Source organism: Pantoea sp. FN0305, assembly GCF_050113845.1.
Classification (GTDB): Bacteria; Pseudomonadota; Gammaproteobacteria; order Enterobacterales; family Enterobacteriaceae; genus Mixta; species Mixta alhagi.
Genome location: NZ_JBNJSN010000001.1, coordinates 804,139 through 818,130, shown reverse-complemented (window position 1 = coordinate 818,130; position 13,992 = coordinate 804,139). Strand labels below are relative to the sequence as shown.

The 13,992-nt window shown below is 49.6% G+C and carries 16 protein-coding genes; 7 read left to right on the top strand and 9 right to left on the bottom strand.

What is annotated here, in order from left to right; genetic code table 11:
* Positions 1-8: 8 nt before the first annotated feature.
* A complete protein-coding gene (locus tag ACQE3Y_RS03765; RefSeq protein WP_250652735.1) occupies positions 9-575 on the top strand; it encodes a hydrolase in 567 nt (188 codons plus the stop codon).
* 108 nt (positions 576-683) lie between these two features.
* Positions 684-1,505: a DUF72 domain-containing protein gene (locus ACQE3Y_RS03760; RefSeq protein ID WP_426980898.1), complete on the top strand. Its 822-nt coding sequence runs from the start codon at positions 684-686 to the stop codon at positions 1,503-1,505.
* Positions 1,506-1,507: 2 nt separating this feature from the next.
* Here the strand turns inward: ACQE3Y_RS03760 and ACQE3Y_RS03755 are convergent, their stop codons facing one another.
* Positions 1,508-1,912, bottom strand: coding sequence for a putative T6SS immunity periplasmic lipoprotein (locus tag ACQE3Y_RS03755; protein WP_426972240.1), 405 nt, complete (start codon positions 1,910-1,912; stop codon positions 1,508-1,510).
* Between the two features lie 2 nt (positions 1,913-1,914).
* The gene (locus ACQE3Y_RS03750) at positions 1,915-2,463 is read right to left on the bottom strand and encodes a type IV secretion protein Rhs (protein WP_426972239.1); all 549 of its coding nucleotides are present in this window, start codon (positions 2,461-2,463) and stop codon (positions 1,915-1,917) included.
* A 308-nt stretch (positions 2,464-2,771) separates the two neighbouring features.
* Here ACQE3Y_RS03750 and cmoA point away from each other — a divergent pair, with 308 nt between their 5' ends.
* The 4 genes from cmoA (at position 2,772) to ACQE3Y_RS03730 (ending at position 6,272) form a co-directional block, all read left to right on the top strand.
* Positions 2,772-3,512 carry a carboxy-S-adenosyl-L-methionine synthase CmoA gene (gene cmoA, locus ACQE3Y_RS03745; protein WP_426980897.1) on the top strand — a complete coding sequence of 247 codons (741 nt, stop codon included), beginning with the start codon at positions 2,772-2,774 and terminating at the stop codon, positions 3,510-3,512.
* Complete coding sequence (cmoB, locus tag ACQE3Y_RS03740; protein ID WP_426980896.1) at positions 3,509-4,477, top strand: tRNA 5-methoxyuridine(34)/uridine 5-oxyacetic acid(34) synthase CmoB; 969 nt, start codon at positions 3,509-3,511, stop codon at positions 4,475-4,477. Before cmoA ends, cmoB begins: the two co-directional genes overlap by 4 nt.
* A 155-nt stretch (positions 4,478-4,632) precedes the next feature.
* Positions 4,633-5,082, top strand: a complete 450-nt coding sequence (locus ACQE3Y_RS03735; protein ID WP_250650156.1) for a DUF4385 domain-containing protein — start codon at positions 4,633-4,635, stop codon at positions 5,080-5,082.
* A gap of 92 nt (positions 5,083-5,174) precedes the next feature.
* Entirely contained in the window at positions 5,175-6,272 is a 1,098-nt protein-coding gene (locus ACQE3Y_RS03730; RefSeq protein ID WP_426980895.1) for a glycerol dehydrogenase, read from the top strand.
* Between the two features lie 73 nt (positions 6,273-6,345).
* On the opposite strand, the gene ACQE3Y_RS03725 is transcribed toward ACQE3Y_RS03730, so the two are convergent.
* From ACQE3Y_RS03725 to ACQE3Y_RS03700, 6 genes are all read right to left on the bottom strand, one after another.
* A complete protein-coding gene (locus ACQE3Y_RS03725) occupies positions 6,346-7,212 on the bottom strand; it encodes a hypothetical protein (RefSeq protein WP_426980893.1) in 867 nt (288 codons plus the stop codon).
* A 72-nt stretch (positions 7,213-7,284) separates the two neighbouring features.
* A complete protein-coding gene (locus tag ACQE3Y_RS03720; protein WP_426980891.1) occupies positions 7,285-8,106 on the bottom strand; it encodes a hypothetical protein in 822 nt (273 codons plus the stop codon).
* A gap of 33 nt (positions 8,107-8,139) precedes the next feature.
* Complete coding sequence (locus ACQE3Y_RS03715; protein WP_426980890.1) at positions 8,140-8,631, bottom strand: hypothetical protein; 492 nt, start codon at positions 8,629-8,631, stop codon at positions 8,140-8,142.
* 400 nt (positions 8,632-9,031) lie between these two features.
* Positions 9,032-10,723: a hypothetical protein gene (locus ACQE3Y_RS03710; protein ID WP_426980889.1), complete on the bottom strand. Its 1,692-nt coding sequence runs from the start codon at positions 10,721-10,723 to the stop codon at positions 9,032-9,034.
* A gap of 149 nt (positions 10,724-10,872) precedes the next feature.
* Entirely contained in the window at positions 10,873-11,130 is a 258-nt protein-coding gene (locus ACQE3Y_RS03705; RefSeq protein WP_426972230.1) for a hypothetical protein, read from the bottom strand.
* The gene (locus ACQE3Y_RS03700) at positions 11,127-11,597 is read right to left on the bottom strand and encodes a glycoside hydrolase family protein (protein WP_426980888.1); all 471 of its coding nucleotides are present in this window, start codon (positions 11,595-11,597) and stop codon (positions 11,127-11,129) included. Before ACQE3Y_RS03700 ends, ACQE3Y_RS03705 begins: the two co-directional genes overlap by 4 nt.
* Before the next feature lie 135 nt (positions 11,598-11,732).
* Between ACQE3Y_RS03700 and ACQE3Y_RS03695 the strand changes: the two genes are divergently transcribed.
* Positions 11,733-12,371, top strand: coding sequence for a helix-turn-helix domain-containing protein (locus ACQE3Y_RS03695; protein ID WP_426980886.1), 639 nt, complete (start codon positions 11,733-11,735; stop codon positions 12,369-12,371).
* Between the two features lie 1,038 nt (positions 12,372-13,409).
* On the opposite strand, the gene ACQE3Y_RS03690 is transcribed toward ACQE3Y_RS03695, so the two are convergent.
* Positions 13,410-13,859: a hypothetical protein gene (locus ACQE3Y_RS03690; protein WP_426972226.1), complete on the bottom strand. Its 450-nt coding sequence runs from the start codon at positions 13,857-13,859 to the stop codon at positions 13,410-13,412.
* Positions 13,860-13,992: the final 133 nt, after the last annotated feature.

The window sequence follows — 13,992 nt, the reverse complement described above, 5'->3', positions numbered from 1 at the left end:
CGGAGAACATTATGAAACTCAATCCTGAATCAACCGCGCTGGTTTTAATCGATTTGCAGGAAGGTATCCTGCCTTTTGCCGGCGGCCCGCACAGCGCGCAGCAGGTGGTGGCAGGTGCGGCCAGGCTGGCGGAAAAATTCCGCGCCGTAAACGCGCCGGTGGTGCTGGTGCGTGTTGGCTGGTCGCCTGATTTTGCCGATGCGCCGAAGCAGGAAGTCGATTCTGCGCTGATGCACGGCGCGCTGCCGGAAAACTGGTGGAACTACCCTACGGCGCTGGGCGTTGCGTCTGGTGATATTGAAGTGGTTAAGCGCCAGTGGGGTGCCTTTTACGGCACCGATCTGGAGTTGCAGCTGCGTCGTCGCGGCATCGATACTATCGTCCTGGGCGGCATTTCCACCAATATTGGCGTAGAATCTACCGCGCGCAACGCCTGGGAGCTGGGCTTTAACCTGGTCATTGCCGAGGATATTTGCAGCGCTGGCAGCGTAGAGCAGCATAACAGCAGTCTGGAATGGATTTTCCCGCGTATCGCAAAAATACGTCGTAGCGATGAGATTATCGCCGCGCTGTAACCTGTGGTGGACACTCCCCTGTCCGCCCGTGAAGCCCCGGCGGGTGATCCGCTTTTCGCGTTTGCAGAGCGAGCCAGTTTGCCGGGGACACTTTGATACGGGAGCATTATGACACTTCGTCTGGGTTTGCCGCAGTGGCAACATCCGCACTGGAAACGCTATGGGCTGGAAACGCTGGCTGACTATGCCCGCTATTTTAACTGCGTTGAAGGCAATACCACGCTCTATGCGCTGCCAAAAGCAGAGGTGGTGTTGCGCTGGCATGATATGACCAGCGATGATTTTCGTTTCTGTTTTAAATTTCCCGCCACTATCAGCCATCAGGCTGCCCTGCGCGACTGCGACGATCTGCTGGATACTTTTTTCCGCACGCTGGATCCGCTTAGCGCCCGCATTGGTCAGTACTGGCTGCAGCTGCCTGCCACCTTTGGTCCCGATTCGCTGGCGGCGCTGTGGGCATTTCTTGATGGTTTGCCTGCCGGGTTCCGCTATGGCGTTGAAGTGCGTCACCCGGCTTTTTTCGCCAAAGGCGAAGCGGAGCGTGCACTGAATCGCGGCCTGCATCAGCGCAGCGTGAATCGCGTGATCCTTGACAGCCGCCCGGTTCACGCTTCTGGTGCCGTTACGCCCGCCACGCTGGATGCCAAAGCGAAAAAACCAAAGGTGCCGCCACACGCTATCATGACCGCCAGCGACCCGATGGTGCGCTTTATCGGCAGCGAATCCCCGCAGGAAAATCAGATATGGTTCGAGGACTGGCTAAACAAGCTGCCTGGCTGGCAGGAAAAGGGAACGCCGTGGCTGTTTATTCATACGCCCGATATCGGCGAGGTGCTGGATCTGGTGCAAACGCTGTGGCCGCGCCTGCAGCAGGCGTTACCGCAGGTGGGTGAATCCCCGGACTGGCCGCAGCAGGCGGCGCTGTTCTGATTTTATATCCGGGTCGCCATCAGTTTGCCATCGACGCGGTAGAGTGTGAAAGTGGCGATAAACTTTCTACCGTCCATTTTTGCTACGGGTTTAATAAAGGTAGCGATCGAAACGCCGTAAGCCAGACCCTCTTTAAAGGGATAATCAAACAAGGGAACGCACTGGTTACGAGAAAGCGGTATCGCTTTATCATCCATTGAATAAAATTTTCTGAAAGTATTTTGCGCGCTATCAGAAGAATTGATTTCAATGAGGTTTAAATTCTCATTATCTTTCGCATCAATTAACACACAAACTTTATCATTTATTGTTGTTACCTTTGCCCGATAAAGGTAAAGCGTTTTTCCTTCGCAAGCAGTTAACATCGTGACTGCTGTAATGATTAATAATGCTTTTATAGCGCGCATAGTTAGCCTTTTTTCACAGCTGAATAAATGGTTTTTTGATATTGCGAAAGTAACCTTAAGCGATCAATACTGCCTTGATGAGTAACAACGGGATAAGTTTGTTGCCTGAACATATTCCATACCCTATAACCAAAAGTATAAAGTACAAAATAATCGGCAACGATTTGAGCCTGCTGCTCAAGTGAATATTGTAACAGTGGTTTACCATCAAGCTGATACGTATAGTCAGCAGCCCAGCTAAATAATCCTCTTGCCCGAACCCACATTCTCTGTTGGTATTGCCAAACATGCATCATTTCATGAATAAAAAGATGCTTTGATGATGCAGGCGTATAGATTGAGCCAAAGTTGGGTTCATAGAGTTCTTCTCTGAACCAAATTTCCCCATTAGGCGACATTGCTGTATCCCTTCTCTGCAAACCAAAAGGCAAATAGCTGTCGCAATGAATCCATACGCGTGCGTAATCTATCGATCCGCCAAAAATGGAATGTGCCAGCGCGATCTCTTCCAGCGTTAATAAACGCAGCGTTCCTTCTTTAACCCTGTCCATCGTTGCCGTTTCCTTTAGCCTGAAATATCCGTTCTGGCCGTTCTGCGTTTCCTTAAGCTACCCGCCATACGTCAGGGTATAAGCAGAAGGTGTAAACGCGCCAGCAGCGACAGAACATAACAGCGAACAAAAAACAATCTGTGCCCAACGCCATATTCACCGTTTTTTGAGACCGTTCTTGCTAAGCGCGCGGCGCCTTCACGACTCAACGGTTGTCGCAGCCGCTGCGGTTCGCGCGACAAAAGATGCAGCGCGCCGCGCTTTCTGCCAAAATAACGCCCTTTCCGTAGTTGACCGGATTTACCCCTATGTCTAATCGAGATACGCTGTTCTCCGCGCCTATTGATAAACTGGGCGACTGGACGTTTGATGAGCGCGTAGCTGAAGTTTTCCCGGATATGATCCAGCGCTCGGTGCCGGGTTATTCCAATATCATCTCTATGATCGGCATGCTGGCCGAACGCTTCGTTAAGCCCCATACCCGGGTTTACGATTTGGGCTGTTCGCTTGGCGCCGCCACGCTTTCCGTGCGCCGTTCGGTACAGGCGGAAGGCTGCAAAATTATTGCGGTTGATAACTCTCCGGCAATGGTTGAACGCTGCCGTCGTCATATCGATGCCTTCCGCGCCAGCACGCCGGTTGAGGTTATCGAAGCTGACATTCGCGGTATCAATATTGAAAACGCCTCAATGGTGGTGCTGAACTTTACCCTGCAGTTCCTGGCACCTGACGATCGTCTGGCGCTACTGGCACGCATCTTCCAGGGCCTGAATCCTGGCGGCGCGCTGGTGCTGTCAGAAAAATTCAGCTTTGAAAATGCGGAAGTGGGCGAACTGTTATTTAACATGCATCACGACTTCAAGCGTGCCAATGGCTACAGTGAACTGGAAATCAGCCAGAAGCGCAGCATGCTGGAAAACGTGATGCTGACCGACTCGGTTGAAACACATAAGGCGCGCCTGCGCCAGGCCGGTTTTCAACACAGCGAACTCTGGTTCCAGTGCTTTAACTTTGGCTCTCTGGTGGCGTTAAAAGCAGGTACGGCATGATCGACTTCGGCAACTTTTATCAGCGCATCGCGCAGGGCCCGCTGGCCAGCTGGCTTGAAGTGCTGCCGGCGCAGCTGGCAGCCTGGCAGCGTGAAAATCTGCACGGCCATTTCCGCAACTGGACCAAAGCGGTAGATAACCTGCCGCAGCTCACGCCGCAGCATCTCGATTTACAGCACAGCGTTACCGCCGACAGCGATGCGCTTAGCGAGCGCCAGCGTCAGGGCATCGAAAAACTGCTGCGCACCCTGATGCCGTGGCGCAAAGGTCCTTATTCACTTTACGGCACCCATATTGATACCGAGTGGCGCTCCGACTGGAAATGGGATCGCGTGCTACCGCACATCTCCCCGCTCACCGATCGCACCGTGCTGGATGTCGGCTGCGGCAGCGGTTATCACATGTGGCGCATGATTGGCGCGGGCGCAAATCTGGTGGTGGGCATCGATCCCACTCAGCTGTTTCTCTGCCAGTTTGAAGCGGTACGTAAGCTGCTTGGCAACGATCAGCGCGCGCATCTGCTGCCGGTCGGTATTGAACAGCTGCCGGAACTGAAGGCTTTTGATACCGTTTTTTCCATGGGAGTGCTCTATCATCGGCGCTCCCCGCTGGATCATCTCTACCAGTTGAAAAATCAGCTGGTAAGCGGCGGCGAACTGGTGCTGGAAACCCTGGTAATTGAAGGCGACGAGCATGATGTGCTGGTGCCGGGCGAACGCTATGCGCAAATGCGCAACGTCTGGTTTATTCCGTCGGCGGAGGCACTGGCGCGCTGGCTGGAAAAATGCGGTTTTGTTGATGTGCGCATCGTGGACTATTCCCGCACCACCACCGACGAACAGCGACGCACCGACTGGATGATTACCGAATCGCTGACGGACTTTCTCGATCCCCAGGACAGCAGCAAAACCGTGGAGGGTTACCCCGCTCCTTTGCGTGCCGTGCTGGTAGCACGCAAGCCGTAACAGGAAAGTCAGGGGCATCCCGGGATGCCCTTTTTTAACGCCCCAGCGCCCTTCCCAATGCTTTATTCACTCCCCTCCTACCCAACGGCTCCGCCGCAGAAAAGCAGATTTGCGCGTTGAACACTAAACTTAACGCAGCGATTACAGGAGGGCCAATGAGAGAGTTTGATTATCAGCAGGATTTTAAAGCCATCGATTTTCGCCAGCACCCGGAACTGTATCAGGTAGGCCGGGGCGAACAGGGCGTACTGCTTGTCGAGCCTTACAAATCGGAAATTTTACCGCACTGGCGCTTTCGTACCCCAGCCATTGCGCGCGAGTCAGCAGAAAAAATTATGGCGCTGTTTGAAGCCTATCGACAGCAGGACGATTTTGTTGGTATGGATATGGCGCGTAAATTTATTCAGATGGGTTTTACCCGCGCGCGACGCTATGCCAATCATCCCGGCGGTAAAAAATATGATGCGCAGCGGCAGGTGCTGCCGCAACAGCTGGACGCAGAGAAAGTCGAATCGGCCACCATTTTCAAAGGATACTGGGATAAAATTCGTGCGGATGAAGATTACCTGCGACGCAAAAAAGCCCACCAGCAGCGCTATGGATAATTTCCCTTTTCCCACTCTTTAACAAACCCATTCCCGGAAACCTGCCAGGCTTTAGCTAACACGTTAAATCAATAGCTAAAAGGAGAACGGGAATGAGTAAGTTTGTTTTTTCCTCCCCACGCAAATATGTTCAGGGCGCTGGCGTACTGACTGAACTGGGAACCTGGCTGAAAGAATTAGGTGACAGCGCATTTCTGATCGCTGACGATATTGTCTGGGGACTGGTTGGCGAACAGGTGCAAAATACGCTGAAACAGAGCGATATCCAGCAGCACTATGAAAAGTTCAATGGTGAGGCTTCCGGCAGTGAGATTACCCGCCTGGCAAATGCCGCACGCCAACAGGGCTCTGTGGTCGTGGTTGGTCTGGGCGGCGGCAAAACCCTGGACACGGCCAAAGCGGTGGCGGATGAGCTGCAATCGCCGGTGGCGATTGTGCCGACCGCCGCCTCGACCGATGCGCCCTGTAGCGCGCTCTCCGTTATCTATTCCGATAGCGGCGTCTTCGAAAGTTATCGCTTTTACAGTAAAAACCCCGACCTGGTGCTGGTGGATACCTGGGTCTGCGCTCAGGCGCCGGTGCGGCTGTTTGCTTCCGGCATTGCTGATGGCCTGGCGACCTACGTTGAAGCGCAGGCGGTGCTGCGCTCACACGGTAAATCGATGGTGAATGGCGATCCCACCATTGCCGGAATGGCGATCGCCCGCGCCTGTGAAGAGACGCTGCTGACCTGGGGCTACAGCGCCTGGACCGCCGTGGCGCAAAAGCGCGTAACGCCTGCGGTTGAAGCAGTGGTGGAAGCCAATACGCTGCTTTCGGGGCTGGGCTTTGAAAATGCCGGACTGGCGGGCGCGCATGCGATTCATAACGGCTTTACCGCTATCGAAGGCGATATTCATCATCTGACGCATGGTGAAAAAGTGGCGTATGGCACGCTCACGCAGATGGTACTGGAACAGCGGCCCGATGAGGAGATCGCCCGATATATCCGCTTTTACCGCGCCATAAACATGCCGACTACGCTGGCAGAGATGCACCTGGAAAATGAAAGCTGGGAAAATATGGTTAGAATTGGCGCGCTGGCAAACAGCGAAGGCGACACGTTGAAAAACCTTAATCCGGCACTGACGCCGGAAGCGGTCGCCAATGCTATTCTGGCGGTAGATGCGTTCAGTCAAAGCGTGAAATAGTGACGTTACGGCGTTAAATAACAGAGGCGTCAACGGACGCCTCTGTTCAGGCTCTCACCGTGCGAAAAAGCGTTTAGCGCTTTTCCTCTCCACCCTTCTCTGCCTCACTATCCCAGTACTCAAAGCGATACGCCGTCCCCAGCTGACGCTGCAGGGTTTCCTGCCCGGCAATTTCGGTTTCATGGGAATAGCTCAGCGTGCAGTTACCGGTTTTATCCCAGCTCTGGCACTCATCCAGCGTGGTAATGGTGCCGTTGCTGGTGGTATTAATCATCCGCATTCCCAGTTCACGCTGTTGCGCATCGTAAGTGTAACTCTCCTGGCTTTGCGCCGATCTGCTGCCCAGCAGCAATCCCGCTTTGTTCCAGCGATAGCGATATTCACCGTTGGTGAGCCTATCCGAGCCACGTGATGTGCTGGTGCTTAAACGCATTTGAGGATCATAGCTGTACGTTGTCTCGGTGAAACCTTTCTTCCCCATCAGCATAAAACTATCGCTGGCGCTGATGATATTGCCTTTGGTTCCCACCATATAACTGATATTGCCCTGCTTGTTATTTACCTCAACCAGGGCATTCTCTTTTTGCACTTTCACTGAGATTTGGTATTCCGCCAGCCAGCCGTGATTAACGCGAAAAATATGCTGCTCCATAGCCAGAACAATATTTTGATCGTTTTTATCGTAGCTGATATCCGCGACGACAAGCTGACCGCAACGGTCGAACTGGCCCAATACGCGCTTTTGCGAATTGACATTTTTGCCGAACTCGCCCATCACCACCTGTTTAACCGGCCCTTTTGCCGTGCCGCCCAGCAGAATGACGCTGTTGCTCTGTTTTATCGCTTCAGGAATGGCGCGGCAGGTTTCTGCCGCCAGGCTCAGGGTGCAAAAACTCAGGCTGCAAATGCCGGTAGTCAGTGCCAGGTATCCAGACTTCATTATTAATTCCTGTGGTAATGCCATGGGGATACCAGCATCAAGGCCTCCGCCGTAGACGGCGGTAGCATCAGGTCAGGCAGGCGTAACTGAACGCGTGCTTTCCTGCATGGCCCATGGCGCTTTTGCCTCTTCACCCGTGGCATAGTAGTAACGTAGCTGCTTACTTACATCATAGCTCAGTACAATCTTGCCTGAGGATTTACCAATAACATTTACGGCGGAGGCGGAGGACGCAAGCTGTGCCTGCGAATAGACAAAGCCGCTGTTAATGCCTTGGTTATTGTTAAACAGCCATTCGATTTTCGGCACATCCCCTTTAGTTGTCACGGTTGAGCCGCCGGATGCGTTGGTTTTGGCATAGCGTAAAGATAAGGGTTCAGAGGATTTAAGATTATAACAATTACTCCAAATAAACTTTTCGCTGATATTACGCATACTGACAGCATACTTATCTGAGGCATAGCCGGTGCTGGTAATATTTACCCTCGCCAGATCAAACAGGCTCATTGCATAATCATTACCATCAACATCAATAATACTGTGGTTAATTGATAATGATCCACCATTACCGCCCTGGAATAGAATTCCCGTAGCGGTACCGTTCCCCACCAACCGACACCCGGTCAGTAATATATTATTATAAGGCGCAGTGACCGCTTTAATTTTATTGGCGAACCCTTCTGCATAGCAGTTGTTTAAATGTAAATCTTTCGCAGGCTGAAGTTCAAAAGCAAAATGCCGACGAAACGGTCCCCAGGCCAGATTATTTGTCATAATAGTGTGCTGCGCATCAAACTCAGGTCGGTCAGTGCCTGCTGTTACCGGCGCTTCGGCGTGAAAAGCAAGACGACCATCTGTGCCCTCTTTACAGGACGCATAATTACCGTCAATCACCGTGCCCGAACCCCAGATACTGACCGCATCCCCTCAGTCCTCTCGTCCCACGCCCAGACAATCGAAAAAATTATTTTCCAGAATGCGCGAACCATGGGCTCGATAAATAGATCCGGCAATTACCGCATTGACCTGATTGGTCATGGTACATCCCTGAATAACGCAAAAATCGGCCTGAATATCCACGGTACCCTGGCGTCCGCCGCCTTCTTTCGGCTCAGCGTCGCTCTGTAATAATAGAGGATTTGTTGAGGTTAAATTTAATAGCTTGCAGCGCGGATGATTCAGAACAATCATTGACAGAATGACCATACTATTGCCAATCGGTCTGATTTCGCCAGTTTCGGTGCCCTCTATAATTTGCCCATCAAAGGCGGTTTTAATTTTCCCGGAAAGATTAATAACGGTGTCGATAATAATATGTGTCCTTTGATTAACCAGTTTCTGCAAACCAGCCGTATTATCCGTGGTGTAATCTGTGGCACTATTGGTTCTGATATTCAGCGACGATGTGGAGACTGGCATAGCAATCCTCTCTATTTGATTAAATAAATGGAACTGAATTTTAGCTGATGCACTCCGACTTGCTCGCTGAGAATAGGGTAATAATATCTCCCGTAAATTATAAACACGTTAATTTTATGTATCCGAATAATATTAAGGACCAGACTTTACTTAATGCTGAGCTGATTTAATTAGGCGTTGTTTTATCAGAAAGGCAATTCATCAACACAAGAAGCAGAATTCTCTGAGGATTTTTAGAGAGAAGCAGGTCAGCATTTAGCTGAGGATTTCATTTTCTGTAGTCTGTAACGGTCTTCAATTAACTAAAAAGAGCAGCGTGAATGATGCCAGGCAGGCGCTGCTCACAGTTAAACATTCCTTATTAAAAGAGCCTTCTGCATTGCGCAGAAGGCTCGGACGATCAGGCTGGCGTTACTGTCTCAGCATTATCGAAAGAGACCCAGGGCGAGTTGGCCGCAGGCCCCATAGCATAGTAGTAACGTAGTTTCTTATCAGCGGTGTAACCCAGTACGATTTTACCCATTGCTTTGCCGAAAGTATTAACTGTAGAAGTCAACGATTTAAGCTGCGCCTGAGAATAGACGAATCCACAGGTAATGCCATCATTCTGATTAAACAGCCATTCAATTTCCGGTACATCACCTTCTGACGTAACAATCGGCGCTCCGCCTGTAGTACTGGTTCTGGTATAACGCAGGCTGAGCGGTACATCAGAATTAAGGTTATAACAGTTACTCATAACGAATTTTTCACCGATGTTTTGCAGACCAAGGGCGAATTTTGCTGCGGCATAACCGGTACTGGTAATATGAATTTTCGCCAAATTGAACAGGTTCATAGCAAAATTATTACTGCCTACGTCTATAATGCTATGGTTAATTGACAGTGTGCCGCCTGAACCGCCCTGAATTAATACACCGGTAGCGGTACCGTTGGTTCTTAAACGGCAACCCGTTAACAGGACGGTATTATAATCACTAGTGGTTCCTTTAATAACACTGGCGAAACCTGCGGCATAACAGTTATTCAAATGCAGATCTTCTGCCGGCACTAAATTAAAGGCGTTATTTCTTTCGTCTCCTTTATTCAGCATGGAGAGTTGCAGCGTCAGACGATGTTCAGCTTTCACCGTTGATGAGCGATCAAGAATAAAACCGTCGCCGACGGAGCCTTCGTCCATGACCACATTTGAACGGATACTTACGTTATATGACCAGTTCTGTACGCAAATCGCCCCGCGTTTCGGCGCCCAGTTGGCACCCTGCGTATCGGCAGATGTACGGGTATATTTAATCGTATTTTCCGCCAGCACATTGGTACACATAATATAAGCTTCGCCCCACCAGGTCGCGCCGCCGAGAGAGATGTTACCGATCGCCGTCCCGTTGGTAATCCCTTCCATCACAAAGTGACGGCGGAACGGGCCGTAGGCCAGGTTATTCGCCATAATAGTATGCTGAGCATCAAAATGGGCGCGTCCGCTGTTGGAAGTAACCGGCGCTTCGGCATGAAACGCAATGCGTCCATCGGTGCCTTCTTTACAGGAGGCGTAGTTATGAGCAATCACCGTACCGGAACCCCAGATACTGACGGCATCACCACGCTCTTCCAGACCAACGCCCAGGCAGTCCAGGAAGTTATTATTGATAATACGTGAACCATGCGCACGAAAGATTGAACCGGCAATAACGGCGTTAACCTGGTTAATCATGGTACAACCTTCAATCACGCAGAAGTCCGCCTGAATATCTACCGTCCCCTGACGACCTCCGCCTTGATCGCCGGGAACGTTACTTTGCAGCAATAATGGATTGGTCGATTTCAGACTACGCAGCTGACAACGCTTATGTTTCAACGCAATCATCGAATGGATACTCATAGCGGTGCCTATCGGCCTGATTTCACCCGTCTCCTTTCCTTCGATAATCTGCCCTTCAAAGGCAGTTTTAACTTGTGCAGAAAGATTAATAATGGTATCGACGATGACATGTCTTTCCTTATTAAGCAGCGCCTGAAAAGCGACGGTATTATCGGTTGTATAATCAGTTGCACTTGTTGCAGCAATTTTTTGAGAAGATGTAGTTAAAGCCATGATGAACCTCCAGAATGAAAAATAAGGGTTTTTATCCTTGTTAAAACTGTTCAGCGCACGAATTAAGGTTGCGGAAATCCCTTTCCGCTTCTATTACGGAATTATTTTTTACCGTTTTCATTATTAAGCCCTGGTGCGTAATATTTAATTCAAGGCGTATTATTTGTGCCTTCTCTATCAGCTGGCGTATTGGTATCAGGCGGTGCTTTTTGCCTGGTAATACGTGAAAACATTCCCACCAGCATGACAATGAATGAAGTAATTTGTAGCCAGTGAGACGGAATCAATGCTTTCCACTCAGCAGGCATTTCAAGCCAAATCGTAGGTAGCAGACCGAGTGCAACCAGCGCTTTCGTAGAATGCCAGCGCCACCAGTTTGGCCAATCCTTAACCAGCCGTAATTTCATATGATTACCCCTCTGTAACCCTCGTAACTGCCGCTACGCATCACATCCGCATGGCGCTTCGCCCGGTTAGGCGTTTGCCGTGCCCACTTACTCATCAACATACTGCTGGCCGCCGCGGTAAAATTTTCCTGAGAAATTAGGGCCAGCATATTCTTGAATCCGGCTAACCCCTCAACCCCCATTTGCCATGCCATGCTGTGCAAAATATCGCTCCGCGGCTCGTTGCAATGTCGCAGCGCATCGACAATTCCCGGCATGGCATTCATTTGTAACCTGTTATTGCTCAACAGGGTTTCCAGCCATACGCTCCCCACCACCTCCGGCACCGTGAAGGTATAATTACTGATTGGGCATCCGCGCGGCCCAAGTTTGATGCCATAAGCCACGGTCGGATATCCTTCTGTATCGATATAAGGCTTTGCCCGATAACCTTCTTCAAATTTAAGAATTTTTATTATCTCGCTCATCGCACTCTCTCCTTCTCCAGCTTACCCGTGACCTTGTTAAAAATTGGCTCTGCCACATTGGTGGTTTTCATTCTGTTATGTATAATGCTTGAACCCATAACAAAACGTATCGAATCAGGCCATAGCAAAGCGTGTTTGACGAACAATACGGCGCGCTATAAATTTTCGTTTATGAAAACAGATTCTCTTGCTACGCGGCTCAATATAGCGATGAACTTGGCCGGAATGACTCAGGGTGCTTTAGCTAAAGCATCCGGCGTTTCCCAGCCTACTATCTGGCGTCTGACCAAAGGTCAGGCCGCTGGATCACGCAAACTGGTCGACATCGCGGCCGCACTCAACGTCAATGTCGAATGGCTGGCCAAAGGTCAGGGAGAGATGCAGGGACCTTCTAACAAAGAAGGTTTTTCACATACTCCCGCGGCCAGTGACGTCCCTGTCTGGACGCTCGCAGGCAAAACCAGCGAGACCGTAACCACGCCTAACGGCGTCCGCGCCAAAAAAACCTGGCGAGCCTACTTGATAGATCGAAACAGCGGTTGTGCTGAAGCTACTGCGGGCAGTATCGTCATTATTGATACTGCTATTCCGCCAGAGTCAGGTGACCTGGTCATCGCTCGTGTTAATGAGCGCATCAGCGTCTATCGCTATCTCGAAGGTCCATCTAACGGCTTTTTAACCGTGGATGATCCACGTTTACCGGCTGTCGAACTCTCCTCCTCCGCCGAACTTATCGGCGTCGCTATCTTTTTAATCCGTGATTTGCGCCGGTAAGCCGCCACATCATCATCCGGTAAGGTGAACTCGCGATACTGCCCACCGGCGACACGATATAAGACATAAATCATGGCGAACCTCTTCAGCTACTCAGCCCGTCAGTTATCTAACTTCCCATCGGCGCCTGGGCGCCGCTCCGGGTTCAACTATGCTTCAACACGTCTATGAAGCATGAATGCGGCTTAATAGTTCGCTGACGAGGCGGTTAACACATTCACCACACTTCATAACCTTTGTTATTAAAAATACTATTAGCTATTAAAAAACTGTCAAGTTTGTTTGCTGGAAAAATGGGCTTGTTCACTGGCGATTTCGATAGCAAAACGTAGCACTGGCAGGCATTTCAGCAGGGTTACAGATGGGCTAACTTACTGTCAGCTAATCATTTTTCGATTTTTAATGATTAAACAGGCTTAACGGTAACAAGAGATGAAAATTTGCGTAAAAAAATTTCTGATAAGGTGAAAAACTTTCTTCCCCTCCAGTGATAACTTTCCCTCCTGTATAATTTATGCTTTAAATACAGTCGATTAGTGTAAAACCAATCAATAACTCGCTCTTTTAGGGTATTTTGCGAAAAATTCTTATTCGCATCAGAAAAAAGACACGAAAGAAAATGGTTATATCTTTCAATAAATTACAAAGAGTGGGTTTATTTTGCGGCGTGACGGAAGATCGGCACCTGATTCAGCAATGTGTTTAGCACTGGTAACCAATGTGAAAAATGTGACCTGGCTCATTTAGTTAAATTTGCTGCAGATTTAACTTTTCGCCCTCGTACCAAAGCGTATTAAAGTTAATAACATCCTTTTCAGACCTTAAAAAGTTTCCAGAGCGATGGCTACCAGAGGCAGGCAATAGGTTTTGTCGATATCTATCGTTAAAAAAGCTCAGGAGAGGCAACGAGGGAAGAATAAAAGTGCTGCCGGATTAGGCTCCGGCAGCATGGGGCAACCGCTGATATCACAAGTAGTGATACAGAATGACAGGCTTACCTGTTAACGCACAGGCTTGAAAAGAGATCTGCTCCCTCTTTTATGTTCCTGACTGGGCTTCGAAATCTTGTTTTAAACGTTCAGGATTAAGCGCGATATTTTGCGTATCGGTAGTGATAATCTGACGCAGCATCAGGTTTTGATGCGTATAACGTTTCGCCAGATCGTTAATCGCAACCACTACAGAACTCATTTTCGAGGTTTTATCCTGCTGAATGGAATAGAGCATAAACGATGATTCGTCTTCTTCTGGTTTGCATCCCACAAACCACTGCTCATCGCGATAAAGGAGTTTACAGGTCGCGCTAAAAAGACTCATCGCCAAACCGCTCTGAATGTCACTACGTGCAATAGCGGCCCAGTCAGGAGGCGTGATTGATTCACCTGCCTTATCTGGGTTTTTAACAAACGTTACACCTTCTTTCTCATTACACGCTGTTAAAGCCAGTACCATAACGGTGAGAAGCAATGTTAACTTCCTGTTTTTCATAGGCCTTTATCCTGACAATTTATCTAAAGCAATCTTGCTTTGTTTACAAAGCATCAATACCAGTTAAAAATTATATAAGAATTTAACCAGGATAATCGAGAATATTCTTATCGAAATTTAATAACAGTCAAAA

What these genes read in the sequence shown, in the direction of transcription:
- ACQE3Y_RS03760 (WP_426980898.1), top strand. Translation starts at nt 684, where the DNA reads ATGACACTTCGTCTGGGTTTGCCGCAGTGGCAACATCCGCACTGGAAA.
- ACQE3Y_RS03755 (WP_426972240.1), bottom strand. Translation starts at nt 1,912, where the DNA reads ATGCGCGCTATAAAAGCATTATTAATCATTACAGCAGTCACGATGTTA.
- ACQE3Y_RS03750 (WP_426972239.1), bottom strand. Translation starts at nt 2,463, where the DNA reads ATGGACAGGGTTAAAGAAGGAACGCTGCGTTTATTAACGCTGGAAGAG.
- cmoA (WP_426980897.1), top strand. Translation starts at nt 2,772, where the DNA reads ATGTCTAATCGAGATACGCTGTTCTCCGCGCCTATTGATAAACTGGGC.
- cmoB (WP_426980896.1), top strand. Translation starts at nt 3,509, where the DNA reads ATGATCGACTTCGGCAACTTTTATCAGCGCATCGCGCAGGGCCCGCTG.
- ACQE3Y_RS03735 (WP_250650156.1), top strand. Translation starts at nt 4,633, where the DNA reads ATGAGAGAGTTTGATTATCAGCAGGATTTTAAAGCCATCGATTTTCGC.
- ACQE3Y_RS03730 (WP_426980895.1), top strand. Translation starts at nt 5,175, where the DNA reads ATGAGTAAGTTTGTTTTTTCCTCCCCACGCAAATATGTTCAGGGCGCT.
- ACQE3Y_RS03725 (WP_426980893.1), bottom strand. Translation starts at nt 7,212, where the DNA reads ATGAAGTCTGGATACCTGGCACTGACTACCGGCATTTGCAGCCTGAGT.
- ACQE3Y_RS03715 (WP_426980890.1), bottom strand. Translation starts at nt 8,631, where the DNA reads ATGCCAGTCTCCACATCGTCGCTGAATATCAGAACCAATAGTGCCACA.
- ACQE3Y_RS03710 (WP_426980889.1), bottom strand. Translation starts at nt 10,723, where the DNA reads ATGGCTTTAACTACATCTTCTCAAAAAATTGCTGCAACAAGTGCAACT.
- ACQE3Y_RS03705 (WP_426972230.1), bottom strand. Translation starts at nt 11,130, where the DNA reads ATGAAATTACGGCTGGTTAAGGATTGGCCAAACTGGTGGCGCTGGCAT.
- ACQE3Y_RS03700 (WP_426980888.1), bottom strand. Translation starts at nt 11,597, where the DNA reads ATGAGCGAGATAATAAAAATTCTTAAATTTGAAGAAGGTTATCGGGCA.
- ACQE3Y_RS03690 (WP_426972226.1), bottom strand. Translation starts at nt 13,859, where the DNA reads ATGAAAAACAGGAAGTTAACATTGCTTCTCACCGTTATGGTACTGGCT.